Annotated in this window: 25 protein-coding genes; 15 read left to right on the top strand and 10 right to left on the bottom strand. The window is 41.0% G+C overall.

Annotated features, from left to right (window positions below; translation table 11 throughout):
• Positions 1-14 precede the first annotated feature (14 nt).
• On the top strand, positions 15-512 hold the full coding sequence (locus tag AB1A65_RS08400) for a hypothetical protein (protein WP_366587753.1): 498 nt from the start codon (positions 15-17) through the stop codon (positions 510-512).
• Positions 513-590: 78 nt separating this feature from the next.
• Positions 591-1,649: a nucleoid-associated protein gene (locus tag AB1A65_RS08395; RefSeq protein WP_366587751.1), complete on the top strand. Its 1,059-nt coding sequence runs from the start codon at positions 591-593 to the stop codon at positions 1,647-1,649.
• A 96-nt stretch (positions 1,650-1,745) separates the two neighbouring features.
• Here AB1A65_RS08395 and AB1A65_RS08390 read toward each other — a convergent pair whose 3' ends face one another.
• On the bottom strand, positions 1,746-2,822 hold the full coding sequence (locus AB1A65_RS08390; protein ID WP_366587749.1) for a hypothetical protein: 1,077 nt from the start codon (positions 2,820-2,822) through the stop codon (positions 1,746-1,748).
• Between the two features lie 223 nt (positions 2,823-3,045).
• On the opposite strand from AB1A65_RS08390, the gene AB1A65_RS08385 reads away from it, so the two are divergent.
• From AB1A65_RS08385 to uvrB, 4 genes are read left to right on the top strand one after another with little or no spacing between them, the layout of a single operon-like run.
• On the top strand, positions 3,046-3,942 hold the full coding sequence (locus AB1A65_RS08385; RefSeq protein ID WP_366587747.1) for an ABC transporter ATP-binding protein: 897 nt from the start codon (positions 3,046-3,048) through the stop codon (positions 3,940-3,942).
• A 12-nt stretch (positions 3,943-3,954) separates the two neighbouring features.
• Positions 3,955-4,788, top strand: coding sequence for an ABC transporter permease subunit (locus AB1A65_RS08380; protein ID WP_366587745.1), 834 nt, complete (start codon positions 3,955-3,957; stop codon positions 4,786-4,788).
• A gap of 27 nt (positions 4,789-4,815) precedes the next feature.
• Positions 4,816-6,552: a T9SS type B sorting domain-containing protein gene (locus AB1A65_RS08375; RefSeq protein WP_366587743.1), complete on the top strand. Its 1,737-nt coding sequence runs from the start codon at positions 4,816-4,818 to the stop codon at positions 6,550-6,552.
• 50 nt (positions 6,553-6,602) lie between these two features.
• Positions 6,603-8,591 (top strand): excinuclease ABC subunit UvrB, encoded by a 1,989-nt coding sequence (gene uvrB, locus AB1A65_RS08370; protein WP_366587741.1) that lies wholly within the window; start codon positions 6,603-6,605, stop codon positions 8,589-8,591.
• 123 nt (positions 8,592-8,714) lie between these two features.
• On the opposite strand, the gene AB1A65_RS08365 is transcribed toward uvrB, so the two are convergent.
• From AB1A65_RS08365 to AB1A65_RS08350, 4 genes are all read right to left on the bottom strand, one after another.
• The gene (locus AB1A65_RS08365; protein WP_366587739.1) at positions 8,715-9,140 is read right to left on the bottom strand and encodes an Hsp20/alpha crystallin family protein; all 426 of its coding nucleotides are present in this window, start codon (positions 9,138-9,140) and stop codon (positions 8,715-8,717) included.
• A gap of 118 nt (positions 9,141-9,258) precedes the next feature.
• Entirely contained in the window at positions 9,259-9,660 is a 402-nt protein-coding gene (locus tag AB1A65_RS08360) for a TerB family tellurite resistance protein (protein WP_366587737.1), read from the bottom strand.
• 171 nt (positions 9,661-9,831) lie between these two features.
• The gene (sucC, locus tag AB1A65_RS08355) at positions 9,832-11,025 is read right to left on the bottom strand and encodes an ADP-forming succinate--CoA ligase subunit beta (RefSeq protein WP_366587735.1); all 1,194 of its coding nucleotides are present in this window, start codon (positions 11,023-11,025) and stop codon (positions 9,832-9,834) included.
• A 129-nt stretch (positions 11,026-11,154) separates the two neighbouring features.
• Complete coding sequence (locus AB1A65_RS08350; protein ID WP_366587733.1) at positions 11,155-11,793, bottom strand: LON peptidase substrate-binding domain-containing protein; 639 nt, start codon at positions 11,791-11,793, stop codon at positions 11,155-11,157.
• 161 nt (positions 11,794-11,954) lie between these two features.
• Between AB1A65_RS08350 and lysA the strand changes: the two genes are divergently transcribed.
• The 3 genes from lysA (at position 11,955) to AB1A65_RS08335 (ending at position 14,191) form a co-directional block, all read left to right on the top strand.
• On the top strand, positions 11,955-13,193 hold the full coding sequence (lysA, locus tag AB1A65_RS08345) for a diaminopimelate decarboxylase (RefSeq protein ID WP_366587731.1): 1,239 nt from the start codon (positions 11,955-11,957) through the stop codon (positions 13,191-13,193).
• A 1-nt stretch (position 13,194) separates the two neighbouring features.
• Complete coding sequence (locus AB1A65_RS08340; protein ID WP_366587728.1) at positions 13,195-13,608, top strand: DUF3995 domain-containing protein; 414 nt, start codon at positions 13,195-13,197, stop codon at positions 13,606-13,608.
• A 67-nt stretch (positions 13,609-13,675) separates the two neighbouring features.
• Entirely contained in the window at positions 13,676-14,191 is a 516-nt protein-coding gene (locus tag AB1A65_RS08335) for a thioredoxin family protein (protein ID WP_366587726.1), read from the top strand.
• A gap of 14 nt (positions 14,192-14,205) precedes the next feature.
• Here the strand turns inward: AB1A65_RS08335 and guaB are convergent, their stop codons facing one another.
• Positions 14,206-15,678 (bottom strand): IMP dehydrogenase, encoded by a 1,473-nt coding sequence (gene guaB, locus AB1A65_RS08330; RefSeq protein WP_366587723.1) that lies wholly within the window; start codon positions 15,676-15,678, stop codon positions 14,206-14,208.
• Between the two features lie 144 nt (positions 15,679-15,822).
• Between guaB and AB1A65_RS08325 the strand changes: the two genes are divergently transcribed.
• On the top strand, positions 15,823-16,173 hold the full coding sequence (locus tag AB1A65_RS08325; RefSeq protein WP_366587719.1) for a DUF6686 family protein: 351 nt from the start codon (positions 15,823-15,825) through the stop codon (positions 16,171-16,173).
• 8 nt (positions 16,174-16,181) lie between these two features.
• Here AB1A65_RS08325 and AB1A65_RS08320 read toward each other — a convergent pair whose 3' ends face one another.
• The 4 genes from AB1A65_RS08320 to AB1A65_RS08305 all read right to left on the bottom strand — a co-directional run bounded on the left by AB1A65_RS08320 (position 16,182) and on the right by AB1A65_RS08305 (position 19,201).
• Complete coding sequence (locus AB1A65_RS08320; RefSeq protein ID WP_366588070.1) at positions 16,182-16,676, bottom strand: hypothetical protein; 495 nt, start codon at positions 16,674-16,676, stop codon at positions 16,182-16,184.
• A 70-nt stretch (positions 16,677-16,746) separates the two neighbouring features.
• Positions 16,747-17,610 (bottom strand): hydroxymethylglutaryl-CoA lyase, encoded by an 864-nt coding sequence (locus AB1A65_RS08315; protein ID WP_366587718.1) that lies wholly within the window; start codon positions 17,608-17,610, stop codon positions 16,747-16,749.
• Between the two features lie 76 nt (positions 17,611-17,686).
• The gene (locus AB1A65_RS08310) at positions 17,687-18,727 is read right to left on the bottom strand and encodes a quinone-dependent dihydroorotate dehydrogenase (RefSeq protein WP_366587716.1); all 1,041 of its coding nucleotides are present in this window, start codon (positions 18,725-18,727) and stop codon (positions 17,687-17,689) included.
• A 54-nt stretch (positions 18,728-18,781) separates the two neighbouring features.
• Positions 18,782-19,201, bottom strand: coding sequence for a hypothetical protein (locus AB1A65_RS08305; protein WP_366587714.1), 420 nt, complete (start codon positions 19,199-19,201; stop codon positions 18,782-18,784).
• Positions 19,202-19,301: 100 nt separating this feature from the next.
• On the opposite strand from AB1A65_RS08305, the gene pepT reads away from it, so the two are divergent.
• The 5 genes from pepT to AB1A65_RS08280 all read left to right on the top strand — a co-directional run bounded on the left by pepT (position 19,302) and on the right by AB1A65_RS08280 (position 22,725).
• Positions 19,302-20,531, top strand: a complete 1,230-nt coding sequence (gene pepT, locus AB1A65_RS08300) for a peptidase T (protein WP_366587712.1) — start codon at positions 19,302-19,304, stop codon at positions 20,529-20,531.
• A gap of 2 nt (positions 20,532-20,533) precedes the next feature.
• The gene (locus tag AB1A65_RS08295; RefSeq protein ID WP_366587710.1) at positions 20,534-21,124 is read left to right on the top strand and encodes a DUF1801 domain-containing protein; all 591 of its coding nucleotides are present in this window, start codon (positions 20,534-20,536) and stop codon (positions 21,122-21,124) included.
• A 269-nt stretch (positions 21,125-21,393) separates the two neighbouring features.
• Complete coding sequence (locus tag AB1A65_RS08290) at positions 21,394-21,636, top strand: helix-turn-helix domain-containing protein (protein WP_366587708.1); 243 nt, start codon at positions 21,394-21,396, stop codon at positions 21,634-21,636.
• A gap of 43 nt (positions 21,637-21,679) precedes the next feature.
• Positions 21,680-22,126, top strand: a complete 447-nt coding sequence (locus tag AB1A65_RS08285; RefSeq protein ID WP_366587706.1) for a GNAT family N-acetyltransferase — start codon at positions 21,680-21,682, stop codon at positions 22,124-22,126.
• Entirely contained in the window at positions 22,123-22,725 is a 603-nt protein-coding gene (locus tag AB1A65_RS08280; protein ID WP_366587704.1) for a short chain dehydrogenase, read from the top strand. Before AB1A65_RS08285 ends, AB1A65_RS08280 begins: the two co-directional genes overlap by 4 nt.
• The last annotated feature ends 244 nt before the right edge of the window (positions 22,726-22,969 follow it).

Raw genomic sequence — 22,969 nt, 5'->3', positions numbered from 1 at the left:
CTAAAATTTGATGGATGATTTACAAAATCAGGATTATTCTTGATGCTGAGGAAGATATCTTTAGGGATGTTGAAATTGAGGATAACAGTACCTTGGAAGAATTTCATAATGCCATAACCCAAGCCTTTGGCTTTGAAGGTTCTGAGATGGCGTCCTTCTATACGTGCGACGAAGAATGGAACCAAGATGAAGAAATTGCGTTGTTTGATATGAGCGACAATGGTTCTGATATCCGATTAATGAACGAAACCATTTTGGATGATGTATTGACCGAAGACAATCCCAAAATGATATATGTGTATGATTTTTTCAGCATGTGGACCTTTTTTGTGGAATTGGCCGATATTGTTGAAAAAGAGGATGGGCGACCCTATCCCAATGTGCTGTTCAGCTTTGGTGAATTGCCTGATTCTCCGCCGGAGAAAAACTTCGAATCCAAGCCGTCTACCGAATTTGATGATGATTATCTAGACAGTTATGACGACATGGATTTTGATGAAAACTGGAATTAAAAACCCTTTACCCATAACCATTTACCTTTTATCCATTACCCAAAACCCTTCACCTTTCACCTTAAAACCTTCACCCTTATGCTGAATTTATACAACGCCCAAATAGAACGGATTTCACTTCACCGTGTAGGCAACAAGAGCAAGAACGAAGCAGCATTTATATCCGCGGAGCCTTTTACATTAAATGATGAAATGGCCGGATTGCTAAAGGAATATTTTTTTAAGCCTTTTAGAGAGAAGGAAGAGAATTATTATAAGTTTTACAATGATGTGGATTTGGAATTCAATGAAATCTACAATGCCGTTTCGGAGATTTTTTTAGACAACTCAACGACACATGAGATTTCCAAAAAAATAACCACTCACCTCTTTGAACAATCCAACCACCCGCACATTAAGAGCGGCGAGGTGTACGTAGTGCATTTTTCGGATATGGTCATGGATAACCAAAAATTGGATGCCGTTGGGATTTTTAAGAGCGAGTTGAAACACGATTTTCTTCAGTTCAAGGAAAAAGAACAAAATTTGGAGATTTTGATTCGACAAGGGATCAACATCAATAAATTGGATAAAGGTTGCATCGTTTTCAATACTCAAAAAGAGGAGGGCTACAAAGTGTTGTCGGTGGACAGCAATCGCTACGATGCCAAGTATTGGTTAGAGAATTTTTTAGGGTTGATCCCATTAACCGATGAGAACTTTTATACCAAAAACTACCTAAAGTTCTGTCAAAATTTTGCCAAGGACGTGGTGCTCCCAGCTGAGGACAAGCAACAAGAAGTCCTCTTTATGAACCGGGCGGTGAACCACTTTGCCAAAAATGACAATTTTGAAGAAACCTCTTTTTTAAATGAGGTCATGGAAAACCCAGAATTGATTCCCGAGTTTAAACACTACAAGGTTGAAAAAGGGCCCAAATATAGCATTGAGGACGTTTCAAATTTTGATATTGCGAATAAGGCGGTTTCCGATGCCCGAAAGAAAATCAAGAATGTCATCAACCTTGATACCAATATCCAGATAAAATTGGATTTCATCAACCCTGACTCTGCGCAAAAATTTGTGGAAAAAGGTTGGGACGAGGAACGGCAGATGTACTATTATTTGGTCTATTTCAACAAGGAACAGAAGAGCTAGCTCAATTATCAATGGGCAATACACAATTGTACTAGTCGACAACTTTGGCCACTAAGAAATGTCATTGTTCATTACGCATTGATAATTGAACATTGATTAAAACTTCTTTTCAATTATCTGTTTCATACTTACATCCTCGTAATTTCGTTTCACAAAATCGAGGGCCGTGGCCAACACTTGGCCCATGTTCTCGCATTTCTTGAATTCCATGTCATGGGTGAATTCCTGTAGTTCCGTTTTCAGGCGCTCTACATTTTCGTGGACCGATATTTCATCAACCTTAACGCTATTAATCAAGCGTTTTATTCGATTTCCCGAACTGATGATTCGCTTTGCCACAATGGAACGCTCTTCAATCTTATATTGATCCACCGAATATTCCTGAAGCTTATTGGTGACCAACTCCACCATTTTAATATTTTCCTTGAAGAACTGTGGTAAATATACCTTAAACTTGCCCTCATAGCATTGCTGGTCAAAGTCTATGGCCCTGATGCGGTATACGACGTGGTCAAAATCATGGACTGGAACAATCACGTAGTTGTACGAGCGCATATCGCCCAACAAACGAATCATGCAACGCTCGTTGAACTTTACAAACTCCTTGGCCAATTGTGCCTTTTCGGACTCTGAACATTTGGGCAAAACATCCTTGATGAACATATCCCCGGGGATTCCAGCAATGTGCTCTTCAATTAGCGTGTCCTTATAGACCAAAAAGTTAAGATTATAGGGAGACAGCATGTGCTCCAACTCTAAACCATAAATACGGGAAGCATCGGTTTTTTTTACGTAGAAATAGGTGTAATTGTCATTCAAAATGTTCCTCACCTTAATGCGGAAGGGTTGGGAGTTCCCAAACGTGCAAAAATCAACGGCATCTACGTTAAGATATTCCACAATACGATTACTTCCATCAGAATGCAAAATGGAATAGACCTGTTTCAAGCTCATGTCGATTTCCTTTCGGTCAGAGTCCGAATAATACACCCTCACCCAAAGCGTATCCTCCCCATCATTGTCATAAACAACCACCGACCCGGCAAAACGTAGCAAGTCCTCGTAAAAAATAGGAATCTCTATTTTTCGGTTGTATCGTTCCAAGTACGCATCCAATTTTTTTTGGACCGGATAGGCCGGTTTTTTCTTGGACATCAATTTTTCCTCAGTCATTTTTCTTCAAGATTCAAGATATTGGACATAAGACGCTAGATAATGGAAACTGGACACCAGAAGGACTTCTGACTTCTGACTTCTGACTTCTGACTTCTGACTTCTGACTTCTGACTTTAAAATTTCCACATTTAACTTCTTCAGTCAATATTTTTGCTTTATTGTAACAAATTCCATAATACCTCGTCAAGTTACTATAAACAAATCAAAAAACGATTCCATCTTGGAAACTATACTGACCGTAAACCATCTTACCAAAAAGTTTGGATACCTCACTGCCGTAAAAGACCTTTCATTTACCATTGAAAAGGGAAATGTTTATGGCATTCTGGGGCCAAATGGGAGTGGTAAATCAACTACTTTGGGCATTATTTTAAATGTTGTTAACCGCACTTCCGGGAATTTTAGCTGGTTTGATGGCAATACATCCACCCACGAAGCTCTGAAAAAAGTCGGGGCCATTATAGAGCGCCCTAATTTCTACCCGTACATGACGGCCATTCAAAACCTGAAGCTGGTCTGTAAGATCAAGGAAGTTCCAGAGACGCGTATTCAGGAAAAATTGGAACTGGTTGGGTTGTGGGACCGAAGAAATAGTAAGTTCAAGACCTATTCTCTCGGAATGAAGCAACGTTTGGCCATTGCCTCTGCCCTACTCAATGACCCAGAAATCCTAATTCTGGATGAACCTACCAACGGGTTAGATCCCCAGGGCATCCACCAGATTCGGGAAATCATCAAAAAAATTGCGAATCAGGGCACCACTATACTTTTAGCATCCCATTTATTGGACGAGGTTGAAAAAGTATGTTCCCATGTCGTCATTCTTCGGAAAGGTGAAAAATTATATTCGGGCCCAGTGGATAGTATGATGGCCAGTCATGGTTTTTTTGAACTTCGCACAGCGGATATGGACCAACTAAAAGCCCTTTTAGAAAAAAGCGCCAGTTTCGGAAAAATAGAAAGCTTCAACGGAACAATCACCGCCTATTTAAAAGAAGAGATGGATGCCGAAGAACTGAACAAACTATTGTTTGAAAAAGGCATTGTCCTCTCCCATCTGGTCAAACGAAAAGAAAGTCTGGAAGAACAATTTTTAACTCTGACCAAAAACAACTAATCAAAAAAACGAATGGTACGTCTACTTCAAATAGAATTCATAAAACTTTGGAACAACAGGGCCAGTAAGATTTTAATCACCTCTTATTTTGTCCTGCTCACCTCAATCGCACTGATTGCGGCAATCAAGTTCGATATTGGACCAGTACAGTTCCACTTGGCCGATCAAGGTATTTTTAATTTTCCGTACATCTGGCATTTCAACACCTTTGTCACCGCAATTTTTAAATTGTTTTTGGCCATTGTCATCGTTTCCATGATGTCCAACGAATATAGCAACAAGACCATTAAACAAAACTTGATTGATGGATTGTCCAAGAAAGAATTTATCCTATCCAAGGTACTGACCGTCATTTCGTTTGCATTGATTTCCACTGTTTTTGTCTTTGTGGTCTCCATGATTTTAGGCTTGGTATATTCAGATTACAATGAACTGTCCATCATCTTTTCAGACTTTGAGTTTTTACTGGCCTTTTTTGTGAAATTGGTAGGTTTCTTCTCTTTCTGTCTCTTTTTGGGAATTTTTGTAAAGAGGTCCGCTTTTGCCCTAGGGTTTCTAATTCTTTGGACCATTTTGGAACAAGTTGTCTTTGGATTGTTGGGGTGGAAAGTAATGAGCTGGCCTGCCGCAAAAAGAGTGAAGGACTTCTTCCCATTGGAATCCATGATGAATTTGATCAAAGAACCTTTTACCCGACTTTCCGCTGTACAGAATATTGGAGACCAAATTGGGGAAAATATGCGTTTTGACTACCACACTTACTGGTACGAGTTTTTGATCGTCATCTTTTGGACGGCAGTTTTTATCTACTTGTCCTACGCATTATTGAAAAAGCGCGATTTGTAGTATATTGAAGGGATTTAATCATCCCAAGTGTTAAAAAAATTGCTCCTTTTTGTTGTAATCTCCATCTCCTTTTGGGGAAAAGCACAACAATGTCCAGATTTATTGGCTCCCACCAATGGCGCCACTAATGTAGCCTTGGATGCCACTATTTCATGGGAATCAGTAGACGGTGTACCAGCCTATCTTATTTCATTGGGAACAACGCCAGGGGGAACAGATATTTTATCGGCACAGAATGTTGGGAATTCGCCCCAGTACACCCCACCAACCGGACTGCCCGAGAATACCGAAGTATTTGTAACCATAACCCTTTTCTTTTTTGACCAGCCAGACATAATCTGCAACAGTCAAAGCTTTACCACTGAGACATTGACAAGTGCACCCGCTTGTACCCAAATGACCAATCCAGCGGATATGGCGGTTGATGTGAACCCGGCCACAAGTATCTCGTGGGACTACGTTTATGGAGCAACAGGCTACTACATAAGTCTAGGAACTTCTCCTGGTGGAACCGATTTGATGAATAGCTTTCACGCAGGAAATAATCTTAGTTTTATTCCACCGGGTGACCTTCCTGCGGACCAGACCATTTATGTAACTATAACCCCATTCAATCGAATTGGGGCAGCAGCATCCTGCCCTTCTCAAAGTTTTACTACCAGTGAAGTCTCGCCTTTACCCAGTTGTACCAATATGATCTATCCGCAAAACGGTGAAATCAATGTGCCTTTATCGCCTGTTTTGGAATGGAATGCGGTTTCTGGGGCAACAGGGTATCGAATTACCATTGGATCAACACCCAACAGTTCAGATATATTGAACAATGCCACCTTTTTTACCAATTCCACGCCCGTACTTAATTTTGTCCCTAACCAGACATTTTTCATCACCATAATTCCCTTCAATGATGCAGGTCCCGCACAGGTGTGCACCCAAGAAAGTTTTTCCACACTATTAGGTTGTGGCCCCTATTTAGATTTGGCTTCAGGGGAGTTTGTGACCTTAAATCCCGAAATTGATTTTCCCGAAACGCTGTCCTTTTGTGAAAACGAATCCCCCTTGATTATCACTTCCGACGACACTGCTGATGGCTATCGATGGTACCAAATTGACCAATTCGATAATGAAACAGTTATTTCCCAAACACAAGAAGTCTCCATTCAAGAGAACGGAAGGTATCGCTATGAAGCCTACAATCTGGTATCCCAATCGGGGAACATCATCGAATGTCCATCAACACAAGAGTTTACCATTGTTTCTTCCGAAGCTCCCGTCATCACGCGATTAAGAGTAGCTGGCAACGGTATTGACCAATTGCAGATTACCGTAGAAGTTTCGGGCGATGGAGAATATGAATACGCTGTGAACAATCGGGATGGACCGTATTCTGACAACAACACCTTTAGCAATCTGGAGCCTGGCACCCACACCTTTTACGTGCGTGATAAAAGCGGCTGTGGCATTGTGGAAGAAAGATTTGTACAGGATTTGACATTGGAAGGTTTTCCTAAATTTTTCACTCCAAATGGGGACAACATCAATGATTTTTGGCAATTCATACAGCCACCCAATGGAGAATTTGTAGTGCTGCAAAGCATCCGAATATTTAATCGATATGGCCATTTCCTAAAGGAAATATCCCAAAATTCGCAAGGCTGGGATGGCAATTTCCAAGGACGACCTCTCCCCGCTGGAGACTATTGGTTTTATGCCGTGGATGAGTCAAATCGGGAAATCAAAGGTCATTTTTCGCTAAAGCGATAATCTTTTCCCCTTTACTTTAATTTGGCACTTCCCTTTACTATTTTTATCAGATGAAATTTCAGGTAGTATCAGAGTTCCAACCTACTGGCGACCAGCCACAGGCCATCAAACAATTGGTGGAGGGCATTGAAGCAGGCGATCGGCACCAGACCCTTCTGGGCGTTACGGGTTCTGGAAAAACATTTACCGTGGCCAATGTGGTGGAATCCGTGCAACGACCAACCTTGGTTTTGGCGCACAACAAGACGTTGGCGGCCCAATTATATTCCGAGTTCAAGCAGTTTTTTCCGAAAAACGCCGTGGAATACTTTGTATCCTACTACGATTACTACCAACCAGAAGCCTACATTCCATCCAGTGGGTTGTACATTGAAAAAGACCTTTCCATCAATGAGGATATTGAAAAATTACGGTTGAGCGCCACCTCTTCCCTACTTTCTGGGCGAAGGGATGTGCTGGTGGTGGCCTCAGTTTCTTGCTTGTACGGTATTGGAAATCCGGTCGAGTTTCAAAAGAACGTGATTTCCATTCACAGAGATCAGGTTATTTCCCGAACAAAATTCCTGAAACAGCTCGTACAAAGTCTATATTCAAGGACAACTGCGGATTTTAGGAATGGAAACTTTAGGGTAAAGGGTGATGTTGTGGATGTGTTCCCAGGCTATGCCGATCACGCATTCCGAATTCATTTTTTTGGAGATGAAATTGAGGAAATTGAGGCTTTGGACCCTTTCAACAATAAAGTCATCGAAATTTATGACTCGTTGAACATCTACCCAGCGAATATGTTTGTGACCTCTCCTGATGTGCTTCAAAACGCCATTCGAGAGATTCAAGATGATTTGGTCAAGCAAATAGACTATTTTAAAGAGATAGGTCGACCACTGGAAGCCAAACGATTGGAAGAGCGCACCAATTTTGATTTGGAAATGATCCGCGAATTGGGTTACTGCTCCGGAATTGAAAACTATTCCCGCTATTTGGATGGTCGGGAGCCCGGAACACGACCTTTCTGCTTGTTGGATTATTTTCCTGATGACTATTTAATGGTGATTGATGAAAGTCACGTTACCATTCCGCAAGTTCATGCCATGTACGGTGGCGACCGTTCCCGAAAGGAAAATTTAGTAGAATATGGATTTCGGTTACCGGCAGCCATGGATAACCGACCTTTAAAGTTTGAGGAATTTGAAGCCCTTCAAAACCAAGCGATTTACGTGAGTGCCACTCCGGCAGATTATGAATTGGAATTGAGTCAAGGCGTGTACGTGGAGCAGGTGATACGGCCTACTGGATTGTTGGACCCTGTAATTGAGGTACGTCCGAGTGCCAACCAGATTGATGATTTGGTAGAGGAAATACAACAACGGGTTGAGCTGGATGAACGAACGCTCGTGACTACCTTGACGAAACGGATGGCGGAGGAACTCGCCAAATATTTGGCCCGAATCGATGTTCGTTGCCGCTACATTCACAGTGATGTAGATACCTTGGAGCGTGTTGAAATCATGCAGGATTTGCGTAAAGGTCTTTTTGATGTTTTAATCGGAGTCAATTTATTGCGTGAAGGTTTGGATTTACCCGAAGTTTCCCTAGTGGCCATTTTGGATGCCGATAAAGAAGGCTTTTTACGAAGTAATCGCTCATTGACCCAGACCGTGGGTAGAGCTGCACGTAACCTAAACGGTAAAGCCATCATGTATGCGGATACCATTACGGAAAGCATGCAAAAGACCATTGATGAGACGAACTACAGGAGGGAAAAACAGTTGGCCTACAATACAGAAAACAATATTACACCAAAGGCACTGAATAAAAGTCTGGATAGTGCACTGGCAAAAAACTCCGTATCCACCTATCACTTTCAAAAAGAGGAATTGCGGGCCGCTGAACCTGATTTGGAATACCTGACCGAAGATCAACGCGAAAAATTGATTCGAGAAAAGCGAAAAGCCATGGAAAAAGCAGCCAAGGAACTCAACTTTATGGAAGCTGCCAAGCTACGTGATGAAATAAAACAACTTCAAGAACAGGATTAAAAAGAAAGCGCGCTCCCACATTGCTGAAGGAGCGCGCAAACAAACTAACCAACTAACTAATCAACCCTACCTGCCATCAGACAGGCATCATAAAACACCTAAAATGGTGTGCTCTTTAATTTTTTATCCGATTGAAATCAATCGTTTTGGTTTTGGCAATGCCTCTTGTTTTTTTGGCAAGGTCAATTTCAATATTCCATCCTCATATTTCGCATCGATTTTGGAACCGTCAACGGTTTCAGGCAATGTAAAAGCTCTTTTAAATGAAGAATACGAAAATTCCTTTCGGGTGTAATTCTCTTTGGTTTCTTCATTCTCAGATTTAATCTCACTGGAAATAGTCAATACATCGTTGTCAACTTCAACGGTGAAATCATCCTTCTTCATGCCAGGAACAGCAAGTTCCAATTCAAAACCTTTCTCATTGTCCTTAATGTTTACAGCAGGAACGGAGGTGTTCCACTTTTCGGTTCCACCGAACCAATCAGGTCCCATAAAATCATTCATTACTGATGGAAAAAACAGGCTATTTCTTTTTACTAAACTCATGGTGTTATATGTTTTAAGATTAAACTTCTAAATCACCATACCATAGACAAATCATGTACCAACACAAAAATCATGCCGATATGTCATTGTTTTAACAGAAAATTATGTCAAAATGACATTAGTTGTAATGCGCCTTGAAGATATTGATGAGCACATCGGGCGGTATGACATTATTCGGATACTTATGCATGACCTGTAAAACCTGACTTATGGCCGCGGGTGGCAGTCCCATTCTAAGTCCAATGTTGTAGAGCGTATCCACTTCCTTTTTGTGCTGTTCCCGGTCGACATTCATTAAGAGCAGTAATCGGTGAAACTGTACAATACGCTCGGCTTGGGATTTTAATACCACTTTGGGAGATTTTTCTTTTAAAAGACCTTCAAAAGTTTCCTTGTCCACTCCCAAGTTTGAAGCAACCTTAAGTAAAAAACCATATTCCGATTCCTTGAGGGAATGATCCACCCTGGCAAAGGCTATCATTTCAGAAAGGATGCTCAATTTTTCCTCGTAGGTGCCCATGGGTTAGGTTTTGGTGTAACTTCTGTATAGATAACTCCAAAACACCTCTTTTTAGTACATCAGGAAAGGTTGAATTTTGTTGCGTTGCCCGAACACGCTGTTTTTCCTGTTCGCAAATAAAAAAGGGCGACATAAATATGTCGCCCTTTATAAGTCTGTATATAAGTTTTATCAGCTCAATACTTCTTTTACTTTATCAGCCGCTTCTTGGAATTGAACGGCAGAATGCACCGCCAACCCAGAATTGTCTATGATTTCTTTGGCCAACTCGGCATTAGTACCTTGAAGTCGTACAATAATGGGCACCTTAATGGCATCACCCATGTTTTTGTAGGCATCTACAACACCTTGCGCCACACGGTCACAACGCACGATACCGCCAAAAATGTTGATCAATATTGCTTTTACGTTAGGATCTTTCAGAATAATACGGAAGGCTTCCTCCACCCTCTTGGCGTCTGCGGTACCCCCAACATCCAAGAAGTTGGCTGGTTCACCACCGGCCATTTTGATCAAATCCATGGTGGCCATGGCCAATCCGGCACCGTTTACCATACAACCCACATTTCCATCCAAATCCACATAGTTAAGTCCGACCTCACGCGCTTCAACCTCAATGTGGTTTTCTTCACGAAGGTCGCGCATTTCGGCGTAGGTCTTTCTGCGGTAAAGCGCATTATCATCAATAGAAACCTTGGCATCCACAGCCATAATCTTATCGTCTGAGGTCTTTAAAACCGGATTGATTTCAAAAAGACTGGCATCACTTTCCTCATAGGCTTTGTATAAAGCAGAGACAAATTTCACCATTTCTTTAAATGCAGTTCCAGACAATCCCAAATTGAAAGCAATACGTCTCGCTTGGAAAGGCAAAAGCCCAGTCCCAGGGTCAATTTCTTCGGTAAAAATCAGATGAGGCGTCTTTTCCGCAACCTCCTCAATGTCCATCCCGCCTTCGGTGGAGTACATTACCATATTTCTTCCCGTAGCTCTGTTCAGTAGCACGGACATATAAAATTCATTGGTTTCACTATCGCCAGGATAATATACATCCTCAGCTACCAAAACCTGATGCACCTTTTTACCTTCCGCAGAGGTTTGAGGGGTAATTAGGTTCATCCCAATAATGTTCCCTGCCAACTCTTCAACTTCCTTCAAGTTTTTGGCCAACTTAACACCACCACCTTTACCACGGCCACCAGCATGTACCTGAGCCTTTATTACGTGCCAACCGGTTCCGGTTTCTTGTGTCAGTTGTTTTGCGGCATCAACCGCTTCTTTTGCATTTCGGGCTACGATTCCTCGTTGTATCCTAACCCCAAAGCTGGCCAAAATTTCTTTTCCTTGATATTCGTGAAGATTCATCTGTGAATTAACTTTTGTTTGCCGACAAAAATAGAAAACCCCATTGACAAATTCTAGGTGAAAGGGGATTAATTAGCCCTAAGGTATGCACTTGAAAGAAAGGTGGTATAATTTGTAACAAATCGGCTGCTACATTTTAAAATCCTCAAAGTCCAAAGGATCAAAATTCTTGAAGTGGCCGTTCATTTCAATGACCGCCTTGGTCCGATTCACCTGACTCAACAGCGATGTTGTGGAGTCTAAATGCTCTTTTATGTACAACAAACGGTCTTTTTCGCGGGGAATTTGAAGCAATTCGTATTCCTGCTCAAAAGAAAGCCCCATTTTGTGGGCCAAGGAATAACTATTAAACTGCTTTGGAGAGGTTTTCGTGAAAGGAACATCCATCAAGTCGTACAATACCTCAACTTTCTGCAATACCTCTTCGCGGAGGTCTTCATCCGCATCATTCTCAACATCCAAGAACTCCACTTCTCCTCCAGAATACAATTTACCCTCCATTTGATGCTCAAAAGACAATACCTTAAATACCTGTCTTCCCACGCAGACCACATCCATCTCTCCATTTTTGTAGGTATTCACAACCTCCACCAACTGCACTTCGGTTCCATATGACATGGCATTGTTAATGAACACCGGAATCCCAAAAGTAAGGGCCTCTTTCCTACAATCAGAAATTAACTGCTTGTAACGCTCCTCAAAAATATGCAAGGGCACTGTTTCACCTGGATAAAAAACCGATTGCAAGGGAAATAAAGGTAATTTCATTGTTGAAGTTTGCCTAAATGTACAATCCCAAATGCAAAGCCGCAAGTACCTTTGTTTTTAATTGTTATTTCTGAAACAATTTGTTATAAATAAATGAATTTGTTTTTTATTCTTGTAGAAACCGCGCACATCCTTTAGATTTGCGCGAAAGACTAAACGCAATGAACTCCAAAGACCTGTTAAAACTGACGGAGCAATTTGAAGCTCCGCTTTACGTATATGATGCCGACAAAATTGCTTCGCAATACCAAAGATTGACCAAAGCCTTTGAAGGGGTGCCCCAATTACGGTTGAATTATGCGGCCAAAGCACTGTCAAATATTAGCATTCTCAGGTTGATGAACCATCTGGGAAGTGGTTTGGACACGGTTTCCATTCAAGAAGTGAAACTGGGACTCATGGCAGGTTTTAAACCCGAATCCATTATTTACACGCCCAATGGAGTTTCTTTGGAAGAAATAGAGGAAGCTGCAGCTCTTGGTGTACAAGTGAACATTGACAACCTTTCCATTTTGGAGCAGTTTGGCAGCAAGCACCCCGATATTCCTGTTTGCATTCGCATTAATCCGCATGTGATGGCTGGAGGTAATTCCAAAATTTCGGTAGGACATATCGATTCCAAATTTGGAATCAGCATCCATCAAATTCCGCATTTATTGCGTATTGTGGAGTTGACCAATATGAACATCAATGGTATTCACATGCACACCGGAAGCGATATTCTGGATATTGATGTATTCCTCTATGCCTCTGAAATCTTGTTTGAAACCGCAAAGAACTTCAAGGATTTGGAATTCATTGACTTTGGAAGTGGATTCAAGGTTCCCTATAAAACAGGAGATATTGAGACCAACATAGAAGAATTGGGCAAGAAATTAACCACTCGTTTTAATCAGTTCTGCGAGGAATATGGGAAGAGTCTGACGTTGGCTTTTGAACCTGGTAAGTTTTTGGTCAGCGAAGCAGGACACTTTTTGGCCAAGGTAAATGTGGTAAAACAAACCACATCCACTGTGTTTGCAAGTATTGATTCCGGTTTCAACCATTTAATTCGGCCAATGCTTTACGGGGCCAGCCACGAGATTGTCAATATTTCAAACCCAAAGGGCAGGGAGCGCTATTACTCCGTGGTGGGGTATATTTGTGAGACCGATACTTTTGGCAGCAACCGTAGAATCAATGAAATTTCCGAGGGAGATATTCTTTGTTTCCGAAACGCTGGTGCGTATTGCTTTACCATGGCCAGCAATTATAACTCAAGATTTCGGCCTGCCGAGGTGCTTTGGTACAATGGCAAGGCCCATTTAATTCGAGAACGTGAAACTTTTGATGACATTCTAAGAAATCAGGTAGATGTAAAAGAGCTATTTGAAGCACCTAAAAAAGAAGCTGTGAAGTAGCATGGAAATCATTTCCCTTTTACTGTCCATAGTGTTTATTTTCCTGGCCGGACTTCATTTCTATTGGGCTGTTTTTGGGATTAAGGAACCAGAAGCGGTGTTGCCGACCAAAGTGGACAGTTCCAAAGTAAAATCCCCAGGAAAACTAATGGCGGTCTTGGTGGGAATCATACTCTTATTTTTTGCCTTTGTCTTCATCAATAAAGTTCTTATCTATGTAGACAAACCTTGGTTAAGCTATGTTCCAACGGTCATTGGAATCATTTTTATTTTACGGGCTTTTGGGGATTTTAAGTATATCGGCTTTTTCAAAACTGCAAAGAACAGCAAATTTTCGGCTTTGGACACGCGATATTACTCTCCACTCTGCCTACTATTGGGAGCGCTTATCTTTATTTTGGAGTTTTTGGGGTAGATACTTTTCTGGCACAATTTTCGTTATTTTTGTATGGATAGGACGACCAATGTCCAAAAAAGGAACTATGCGCGCTATTTTTACCCAAATCAGTTTATTTTTTTTATTGCTTGTAGGATTTCAATCCCAGGCCCAGGATATTAATTGGATTTCTTGGGAAGAGGCCGTGGAACTTTCCCAAACCGATGCCCAACCCAAGAAAATGTTTATTGATGTTTACACCGACTGGTGCGGGTGGTGCAAGAAAATGGACAAAGACACCTTCCAACACCCCGAAGTATCCAAATACATGCAGGACAATTTCTATATGGTAAAGATGGATGCAGAAGGCAAAGAGCCTATTGAATACCAAGGAAAAACCTTTAAGTATGTTCCTTCTGGAAGGCGTGGGTATCACGAATTGGCCGCTGCCCTGTTACAAGGCAAATTGAGCTATCCCACTGTAGTCTTTTTGGATGAACAATTGAATATGCTCTCCCCTGTTCCTGGCTACCAAAAGGTGGAGCCATTTCTACAAATTGCCCGTTATTTTGGGGACAATATCTACAAGGACAAAGACTGGCAGACGTATGCTGGGAAGTAGCCTTAAATTAAAAATTACCTACTATAATTAGGACTTTCTTTGGTGATGGTCACATCATGCGGATGACTTTCGTGGATACCACTGGAGGTAATCTTTACAAAGCGCCCATTTTCCTTTAAAGCGGCAATATCCTTGGCGCCACAATAGCCCATTCCGGCACGGAGTCCACCAATAAATTGATGCATGCTTTCGTAAAGGTCACCTTTGTAGGGTACGCGACCCACAATCCCTTCGGGAACCAATTTTTTGATATCATCTTCCACATCTTGGAAATACCGGTCCTTGCTCCCTTGTTTCATAGCTTCCACAGAACCCATACCGCGGTAGGATTTAAACTTTCTACCTTCGTAAATGATGGTCTCCCCCGGCGATTCCTTGGTTCCAGCGAGCAAAGAGCCCAACATTACCGTATCGGCTCCGGCGGCAATGGCCTTAGGAATATCCCCAGTATATCGAATTCCACCATCGGCAATTACAGGAACACCGGTTCCTTTTATGGCTGCCGCTACCTCCAAAACTGCGGAAAACTGAGGAAAACCAACGCCTGCTACCACACGGGTAGTGCAAATGGAACCTGGGCCAATTCCTACCTTGACCGCATCTGCACCTGCTTCCACCAAATATTTGGCCGCTTCGGCTGTGGCAATATTACCGACAACAACTTCCAACTCAGGGTAATTCTTTTTGACTTCTTTTAAAATACTAATCACACCTTTGGTGTGACCGTGGGCGGTGTCAATGATTATGGCATCCACACCTGCTGCCACTAATGCCCCTGCCCGTTCCACGGCATCTGCGGTCACCCCAACAGCTGCGGCTACCCGTAAACGTCCGTATTGATCTTTGTTGGCAATGGGTTTTTGGGTCAATTTAGTGATGTCCCTAAAAGTAATGAGTCCGATCAGCTCATCTTTTTCATTGACCACGGGAAGCTTTTCAATCTTATTTTCTTGAAGAATCACCTCGGCTTGTTGCAAAGAAGTTCCTTCACCCACAGTGACCAAGTTTTCTGAGGTCATAACTTCTGCGATGGGCCTATTGTCATTTTTCTCAAACCGAAGGTCACGGTTGGTCACGATTCCCAATAGTTTATTTTTTTCATCAACAATAGGTATCCCACCTATGCTATGTTCTTTCATATTAGCCTTGGCATCACGCACCAGAGATTCCAATGGAAGGGTCACAGGGTCCATGATCATACCACTTTCAGCTCGTTTCACTTTTCGAACCTTCATGGCCTGCTGCTCAATGCTCATGTTCTTATGAAGTACACCAATACCTCCTTCACGTGCCATGGCAATGGCCATACGCGACTCTGTAACAGTATCCATGGCCGCCGAAACAATGGGCACATTAATGGTAATGTTCCTCGTAAATTTGGATTGGATATTGACTTCTCTTGGGAGTACTTCGGAATACGCTGGCACAAGTAGGACGTCATCATAAGTAAGTCCTTCGCCAACAATTTTATTTAGGTGGGCTTCCATTGCAATTACGGATTAATTGCGTGCAAATATACCACTATTTTAATTGATTTATAGCCCTTCCTGTATTTGGTGTGAAACAGATTCAATTTATTTTTATTTAGACTTATTATAAATAATTAATATCTTTATGCCAAATCAGAGTTTATGTGTAATTCCCTACGTATTTTGAGTCAATCCAAGAACGGTATACTGACCTTTTGCAATAAAACCAAACTTTTTCAATTGATATTCAATAATTTATGTTTTGAATTGTATGAATGGGAATTGGAAGCCTTTAAAGACTATGTTAATGAGTTGGACATTCCCTATTGGGAGAATCAGCTAAAACATTGGACACAACAACGGAAAATCCCCATCTCAGTGGGGAAAAAACACTTTATTATCTTGGTGAACAAAGAAGAAGTTCACGAAATACTGCACCTGTTATCCTTCAAAAAACCCCACATCAAGTTTTTGGAGTATCAGGATATTGACTACCGTTTTATTGAAAATTGAGTTTTCTTCTATTTTCTCGCAGGACGTAAAGATTGCCACAAAACCATTGTTGCCGACCCAGTAAATGTAAGCGTCATTAAAATACCAGAAAAGATGACGATATACTTAAACCATGAGATGCCCTTCCACATCAAATAAATCCCACCAAAAGTCAGAATAACGGACAGAAATGGCTCAATGGTCAAGAATAGCTTCCATTTTTTGGAGCAATCTGTCATCCAGACCAATCCACCCAACAAAAAGAAAATCATAGACATGGAAAGGATATGGGTATGCACAATGGTTAGCATTTCACGGTCTCCTTTTTTAAATTTCATCACGTCAGCTGCCTCATCGTCTTCATTCCCCATATAATTTTCCTCGATTCCTGCTGGTGTAGTGGATTCGGTTTCCCTAATAAAAAGAAGCCCTGTAAAAAACCCTACGGAGAGGATAATGACAAATGATGCGATAAATACTCTGATTTCTTTTGGGAAAGTGGTCAATACCCCGTTGTAAGTCATCATGGAAGGTTTAAAATGCCGTTAAATATACCAATTTAGACTCAATCCAAATAAGGTTGGTGAAAATGAATCAGTGATATACTGAAAAAAGCTCAGTAGCTTTGTTATATGCAGCCTCATATACCATCCAGTTTACCCCGGTATCTGCCTTGGCTGTTGTAAAGTAGGAAAGCATTTTCTCTGTGGGCATATTGCCCGTAAGCTCATCTTTGGCCATAGGGCACCCGCCAAATCCTTGTACAGCACCATCAAAACGTCGACACCCAGCCTTATAGGCGGCATCTATTTTTTCGTGCCACTTGGTTGGTGTTGTATGCAAATGAGCCCCAAATTCAATATCGGGATACTTTGGAATAAGATTGGAAAACAGGTAATCTATCACCTCTGGTGTGGAACTTCCTATAGTATCAGAGAGGGATAAAATTCGGGTTCCCATGGCCGCCAATTTTTCAGTCCACTCCCCTACTATCTCCACATCCCAAGGGTCTCCATACGGGTTCCCAAAACCCATGGAGATATAGGTGACTACCTCTTTGTTATGGGTACTGGCCAATTCCAATATGCCATCCAAGGTTTCTACGGACTGTGCAATGGTCTTGTGCGTATTCCGCATTTGAAAATTCTCTGAAATGGAAAAGGGAAACCCTAAATAATCGATGGCTTTGTGTTGACATGCATCCTCAGCTCCTCTTATGTTGGCCACAATGGCCAAAAGTTTACTCTGGGTTTTGGACAGGTCCAATAAATCCAAAACTTCTGCGGTGTCCTGCATTTGCGGAATGGCTTTGGGAGAGACAAAACTGCCAAAGTCAATGGTATCGAATCCGCAGCCTAATAAAGATTGAATATATCTTGCCTTTTCCGTTGAAGGAATAAAGGTCTTAATGCCTTGCATGGCATCCCTAGGACATTCTATGAGTTTTATCTTTGACATAGGCCGACCGTAAAATTACCATTATTTATCTGATGGCAATGGGTAAAATACTTCTGAATCGGTACGGTAATAGAGGTCAAGCTTTACCTTCCGATAAGGCTTTGTTGATTTTTTTGATAAGACCGGGGCCTTCATAAATAAATCCTGTGTAGAGTTGGACCAAATCAGCACCAGCTTCCAATTTCTCCAATGCATCTTCTGCAGAATGGATACCTCCCACCCCAATAATCGGGAATGCTTTATTGCTCTTTTCTGCCAAAAACCGAATAACCTCGGTACTCCTTTGTGTTAAGGGTTTTCCGCTTAATCCTCCTTTTTCCTCAGTAATGAAAAGAGGGGTTTTAAGTCCATTTCTGGCAATGGTTGTATTGGTGGCAATCACCCCATCAATATGGGTATCCTTTACAATGTCAATAATGTCCAACAATTGGGCATCCGTAAGGTCTGGAGCTATTTTTAAGAGGATAGGTTTTTCTTTCTTTTTAGACTTTTTTGCCTGTTTGACATTCTGACTTTTTAATTTTTTCAGCAATTTGGTCAAGGGCTCTTTATCTTGAAGCTCCCGAAGTCCAGGCGTGTTGGGAGAACTTACATTTACTACAAAATAATCCACGTAGTCAAACAATGCTTCAAAACAGATAAGATAATCCTTGATGGCCTCTGCGTTGGGAGTAACTTTGTTTTTCCCAATATTTCCCCCAATAATTACCCTGTGTTCTTTCTTCAGCTGCTCCACGGCTTCAAAAACGCCTTTATTGTTGAATCCCATACGGTTGATGATGGCCTTATCTTCCCGTAAACGAAACAAGCGCTTTTTAGGGTTTCCCGATTGCGGTTTTGGAGTCAAGGTTCCTATTTCAACAAAGCCAAAACCAAAATTTGAAAATTCGTTGTAGAGTTTGGCATCCTTATCAAACCCAGCGGCGAGACCTACGGGATTTTTAAATTTCAGGCCAAAAACCTCTCGCTCCAATCTCTCGTCCTTAACATTAAAGGCAGCCCTGAACAAGGGTCCAAATCCCAGTTTTGAAAGTATCCCAATGGCCCAAAAAGAAAAATGGTGTGCGGCTTCAGCGTCTAATAAAAAGAGGACAGGCCGAATGAGAATTTTGTACATTCAATTGGTTTTGGACAAAAATAAAAACTCTTAAAACAGTATGTATGAAAAGATTCATTTTTCGTCAACTGACCTATTTATATAGATAGGACGCAAGGAAAGTTTAGTGCAAAGTTCGGTATAGAACTCATATTGTTTTGGATTAAGGATGGTCAGCAACCTTTTGTCCATCATCCGGACATTTTGTTTCATGCTGTCCAGAATATTCTGGTACTCCTCTGATACTTTCAACAGTTCATCAACAGAGCTTTCCTCATGCTTTTTTAGTAGATATTCGGCCTTTTCCTTTAACAATCCATTTCTTATTTTGAGTTCGGCGCTCCAATTTCTAAGTTGTTCCTGTTGTTCTTCGTTAAGTTGAAAAACTTCAGTAATGACCTCATCATCTTTTCCACCAACACCAAGAAGACAATCCTCTTGGGCAAAAACTGAAAAATTCAATAGCAGTAAAAGAGAAAAAACAGCTGTTCTCAACGGGTATGGGGTTTGAAAAAACAATGAAAGATAACAGTAAAAGTAGTTAGATGGTTAAAATCGCTCTTGAATATGCATTATTTTTGAGCAAACGCCCAATATGGAACAACTACTACCCCGATTTCTTGACTATGTGACGACAGATACGCAGAGCGACCCTTATTCAAAAACCACCCCCAGCACCGAAAAGCAATGGACCTTGGCCAAAAAACTGGTGATGGAGTTACATCAAATCGGTATGCACGAGGTTTCCATTGATGAGAATGCCTACATCATGGCCACATTACCCAGCAATACGGAAAAGAAAGTGCCCACCATCGGTTTTATCAGTCATATGGATACCTCCCCGGATTTCAGTGGAAAAAATGTGAAGCCACAGATCGTGGAAAATTATGATGGGAAAGACATTGTGCTCAATAAAGCGAAGAACATTGTGCTATCTCCTGATTATTTTGAAGACTTGCTGCACTACAAAGGGCAGACCTTGATCACTACGGATGGCAATACCCTTTTGGGCGCTGATGACAAGGCCGGAGTCGCCGAAATTGTGACGGCCATGGAGTATTTGGTGCAACATCCAGAGATCAAACACGGTAAAATTCGTATTGCCTTTACCCCGGATGAGGAGATTGGCCGGGGTGCCCATAAGTTTGATGTGAAGAAATTCGGTGCGGATTGGGCCTATACCATGGATGGAAGTCAAGTGGGCGAATTGGAATATGAGAATTTCAACGCCGCCAAGGCCAAAATCACCATTACCGGTAAGAGCGTCCACCCGGGATATGCCAAAAACAAAATGGTGAATGCCATTGGCATTGCCAATGAATTTTTAAGTCTGATGCCGCCACGGGAGGTTCCTGAGCATACATCTGGAATGGAAGGCTTTTTTCATGTACACAAAATAAAGGGCGAAATCGAAAAAGCGGAAATAGAACTCATTATCCGGGACCATGATGCCATCCATTTTAAGGCCCGGAAAGAGATGTTGGAAGACATCACCGAAAAACTCATCAAAAAACATGGTGACTATGTTGTGCTGGAAATCCAAGACCAATACCGGAACATGCGCGAAAAGGTAGAGCCGGTGTTTCATATTGTTGAGATTGCGGAAGAAGCGATGAAACAACTTGGTATAGAACCCATCATTAAACCCATACGTGGGGGAACGGATGGCTCCCAACTCAGTTTTATGGGATTGCCCTGCCCCAATATTTTTGCGGGCGGTCATAATTTTCATGGGAAATACGAGTATGTTGCTTTGGAAAGTATGGAGAAAGCGGTGAAGGTAATCGTAAAAATTTGCGAACTTACGGCTAGTCAAATCAAGTAGTTATGGAAAAATCTGAAAAAATAGCGGCCTACTACCAAAAAGAGCACATCTTTAAAGAAGGCATCGCAAAACTCAGGGAAATTGCACTAAAAACCGAGGCGAAAGAAGATTTTAAGTGGAGCATTCCCGTGTATACCCTCAATAGTAAAAATGTGTTTGGGATTTGTAAGTTCAAACAGCATTTTGGGGTATGGTTTTTTAATGGAGTCTTTTTAAAAGACCCCAAACAAGTTTTGGAAAATGCGCAGGAAGGCAAAACCAAGGGCATGCGGCACTGGAAGTTTCAATCTTTGGAAGAAATTGATGAAAAAGGAGTCTTAAGCTATATGAACGAGGCTTTGGAAAACCAAAAAAAGGGATTGGAAGTGAAGGCTGAAAAAACTAAAAAAGTTGCCATTCCCGAACAACTACAAGCCGAATTGGCAAAGAATACCACCCTAAAAACGGCTTTTGCAAACTTTACCCCCTACAAACAAAAAGAGTTCTGCGAGTACATTGCCGAAGCCAAACAAGAAGCCACCAAATTGCGTCGACTGGAAAAAATACTGCCCCTAATTGAAAAAGGAGTTGGATTGAATGATAGGTATCGGTAAGTTTTGATGTCATACTGTTTTAGCCCAATATTTTCATTTATAGATTCCAACTTTAGTCAAACCCCGTCAATGGGCAGATACAGGTCGCTATTATTCAATCAAACGAATGATATCTTATCGCATTTGGAAACAAGCTTAAAATTGAATAAATCCATAAATCTCCCCAAATACTTTTATATATCTAGAATTATAGATATATTTGCCTTATGGATTTGAAAGCCGCAACCGAAATCGGGAAATGTCTGTCTAACCAAACCAGAGTGCAAATAATGGAATGGTTGAAAGAACCTGGCAAACATTTTCCTCCACACGAGACTTTAAAGCATTTTAATGATGGCGTTTGCGTGACCTATATTCAAGAAAAAGCAGGACTATCCCAATCAACAATTTCAACCTACTTGACCAATATGGAAAAGTGCGGACTTTTAATTTCCACAAGACATGGAAAATGGTCCTATTTAAAGAGAAATGAAGAATTGATTGAACAGTATTGTCATTTTCTTAAAATTTAGTTTTCATTTAATTTAATACATCTACATATACCGAAATAAAGACATGAAAAACGTGTGCGTTGAACTTATAGACCCTATAAAAAATCTTGAGAAAGTACTTTATCTTCTCAAGCTCCTAAATCCAGAAATGACAGATAGTCAAATAGAAAAGTTATTACGTCAGATGTCCCAACTATCAAATTACAGGTGCTTTGGTCTCTTTCAAGAGCAAAAACTAATAGGCATATCATCTGGTTGGACAACGGTAAGAATCTATTGCGGCAAGCAATTGGAACTGGACAATGTGATTATTGATTCAAGAATTCAATCTAAAGGTTTTGGCAAATATTTTATTGATGAGATAAAAAGATGGGCATTCACTAATGAATACCAATCCATTGGATTAAATACATATGTGCAAAATGAACGTTCCCATAAATTCTATTTTAACCAAAACTTTAAAATCCTTGGATTTCATTTTGAACAAAAACTACATCAAGATAGAATATGAAAATAGTAATTATTGGAGGAAACGGAACTATAGGAAAAAAAATCGTTTCCCATTTTAAACAAGACAATGAAGTTTTAATAGCAGCAAGGACAAGTGGAGATGTAAGAGTTGATATCGCTGACGTCAACTCTATTAAAGCAATGTTTGAAACCATTGGAAAACTTGATGCAATTATTTGTATTGCCGGAGAAGCAAAATGGGATGATTTCCATAAACTTTCGGAAGAGGATTTTTTCATTGGTTTGAAGAGCAAGCTAATGGGCCAAGTAAATCTGGTTCGTATTGGTCAAAACTATCTAAATCCCAATGGTTCCATAACCTTATCCACAGGAATTTTAGCGGATGACCCAGTGGTAAAAACAACCAGTGCTTCAATGGTGAATGGGGGAATACACAGTTTTGTCAAGGCTGTTGCACTTGAAATTAAGAATGGCATACGAGTGAATGCTGTTTCGTCTGGAATGGTGGAAGACGCATATGAGAAGTATAAAGACTATTTCCCAGGGCATAATCCAATACCGATGAAAAAAGTAATTAACGGATATTTTAGGAGCGTAAACGGAAAGGGAAATGGGCAAATAATTAGAATATATGATTAAAAAAAGGGTGGATTGAATGATGCATATCGTCAGGCCCATTTTCAATCATCAATTACCCAATTCCAAAATAGATTTTAACTGGAAAAATCCTAACTTCACTCCTGTCTACCGACAGGCAGGTATCGGTCGATATAATTCATTTAAAAACGAACCATATCTTATAACGTTGTACGGAAGCTAAAAACTGAACTATATTGACAACAATGTGGACCATTTCTAAAACAATAAGTAACTTTCAAAAATT

Origin of the sequence: Allomuricauda sp. ANG21, from assembly GCF_040705235.1 — a bacterium.
Classification (GTDB): Bacteria; Bacteroidota; Bacteroidia; order Flavobacteriales; family Flavobacteriaceae; genus Flagellimonas; species Flagellimonas marina.
The sequence above is the reverse complement of the archived record's forward strand: the minus strand, read 5'-3'. Positions and strand labels throughout refer to the sequence as shown.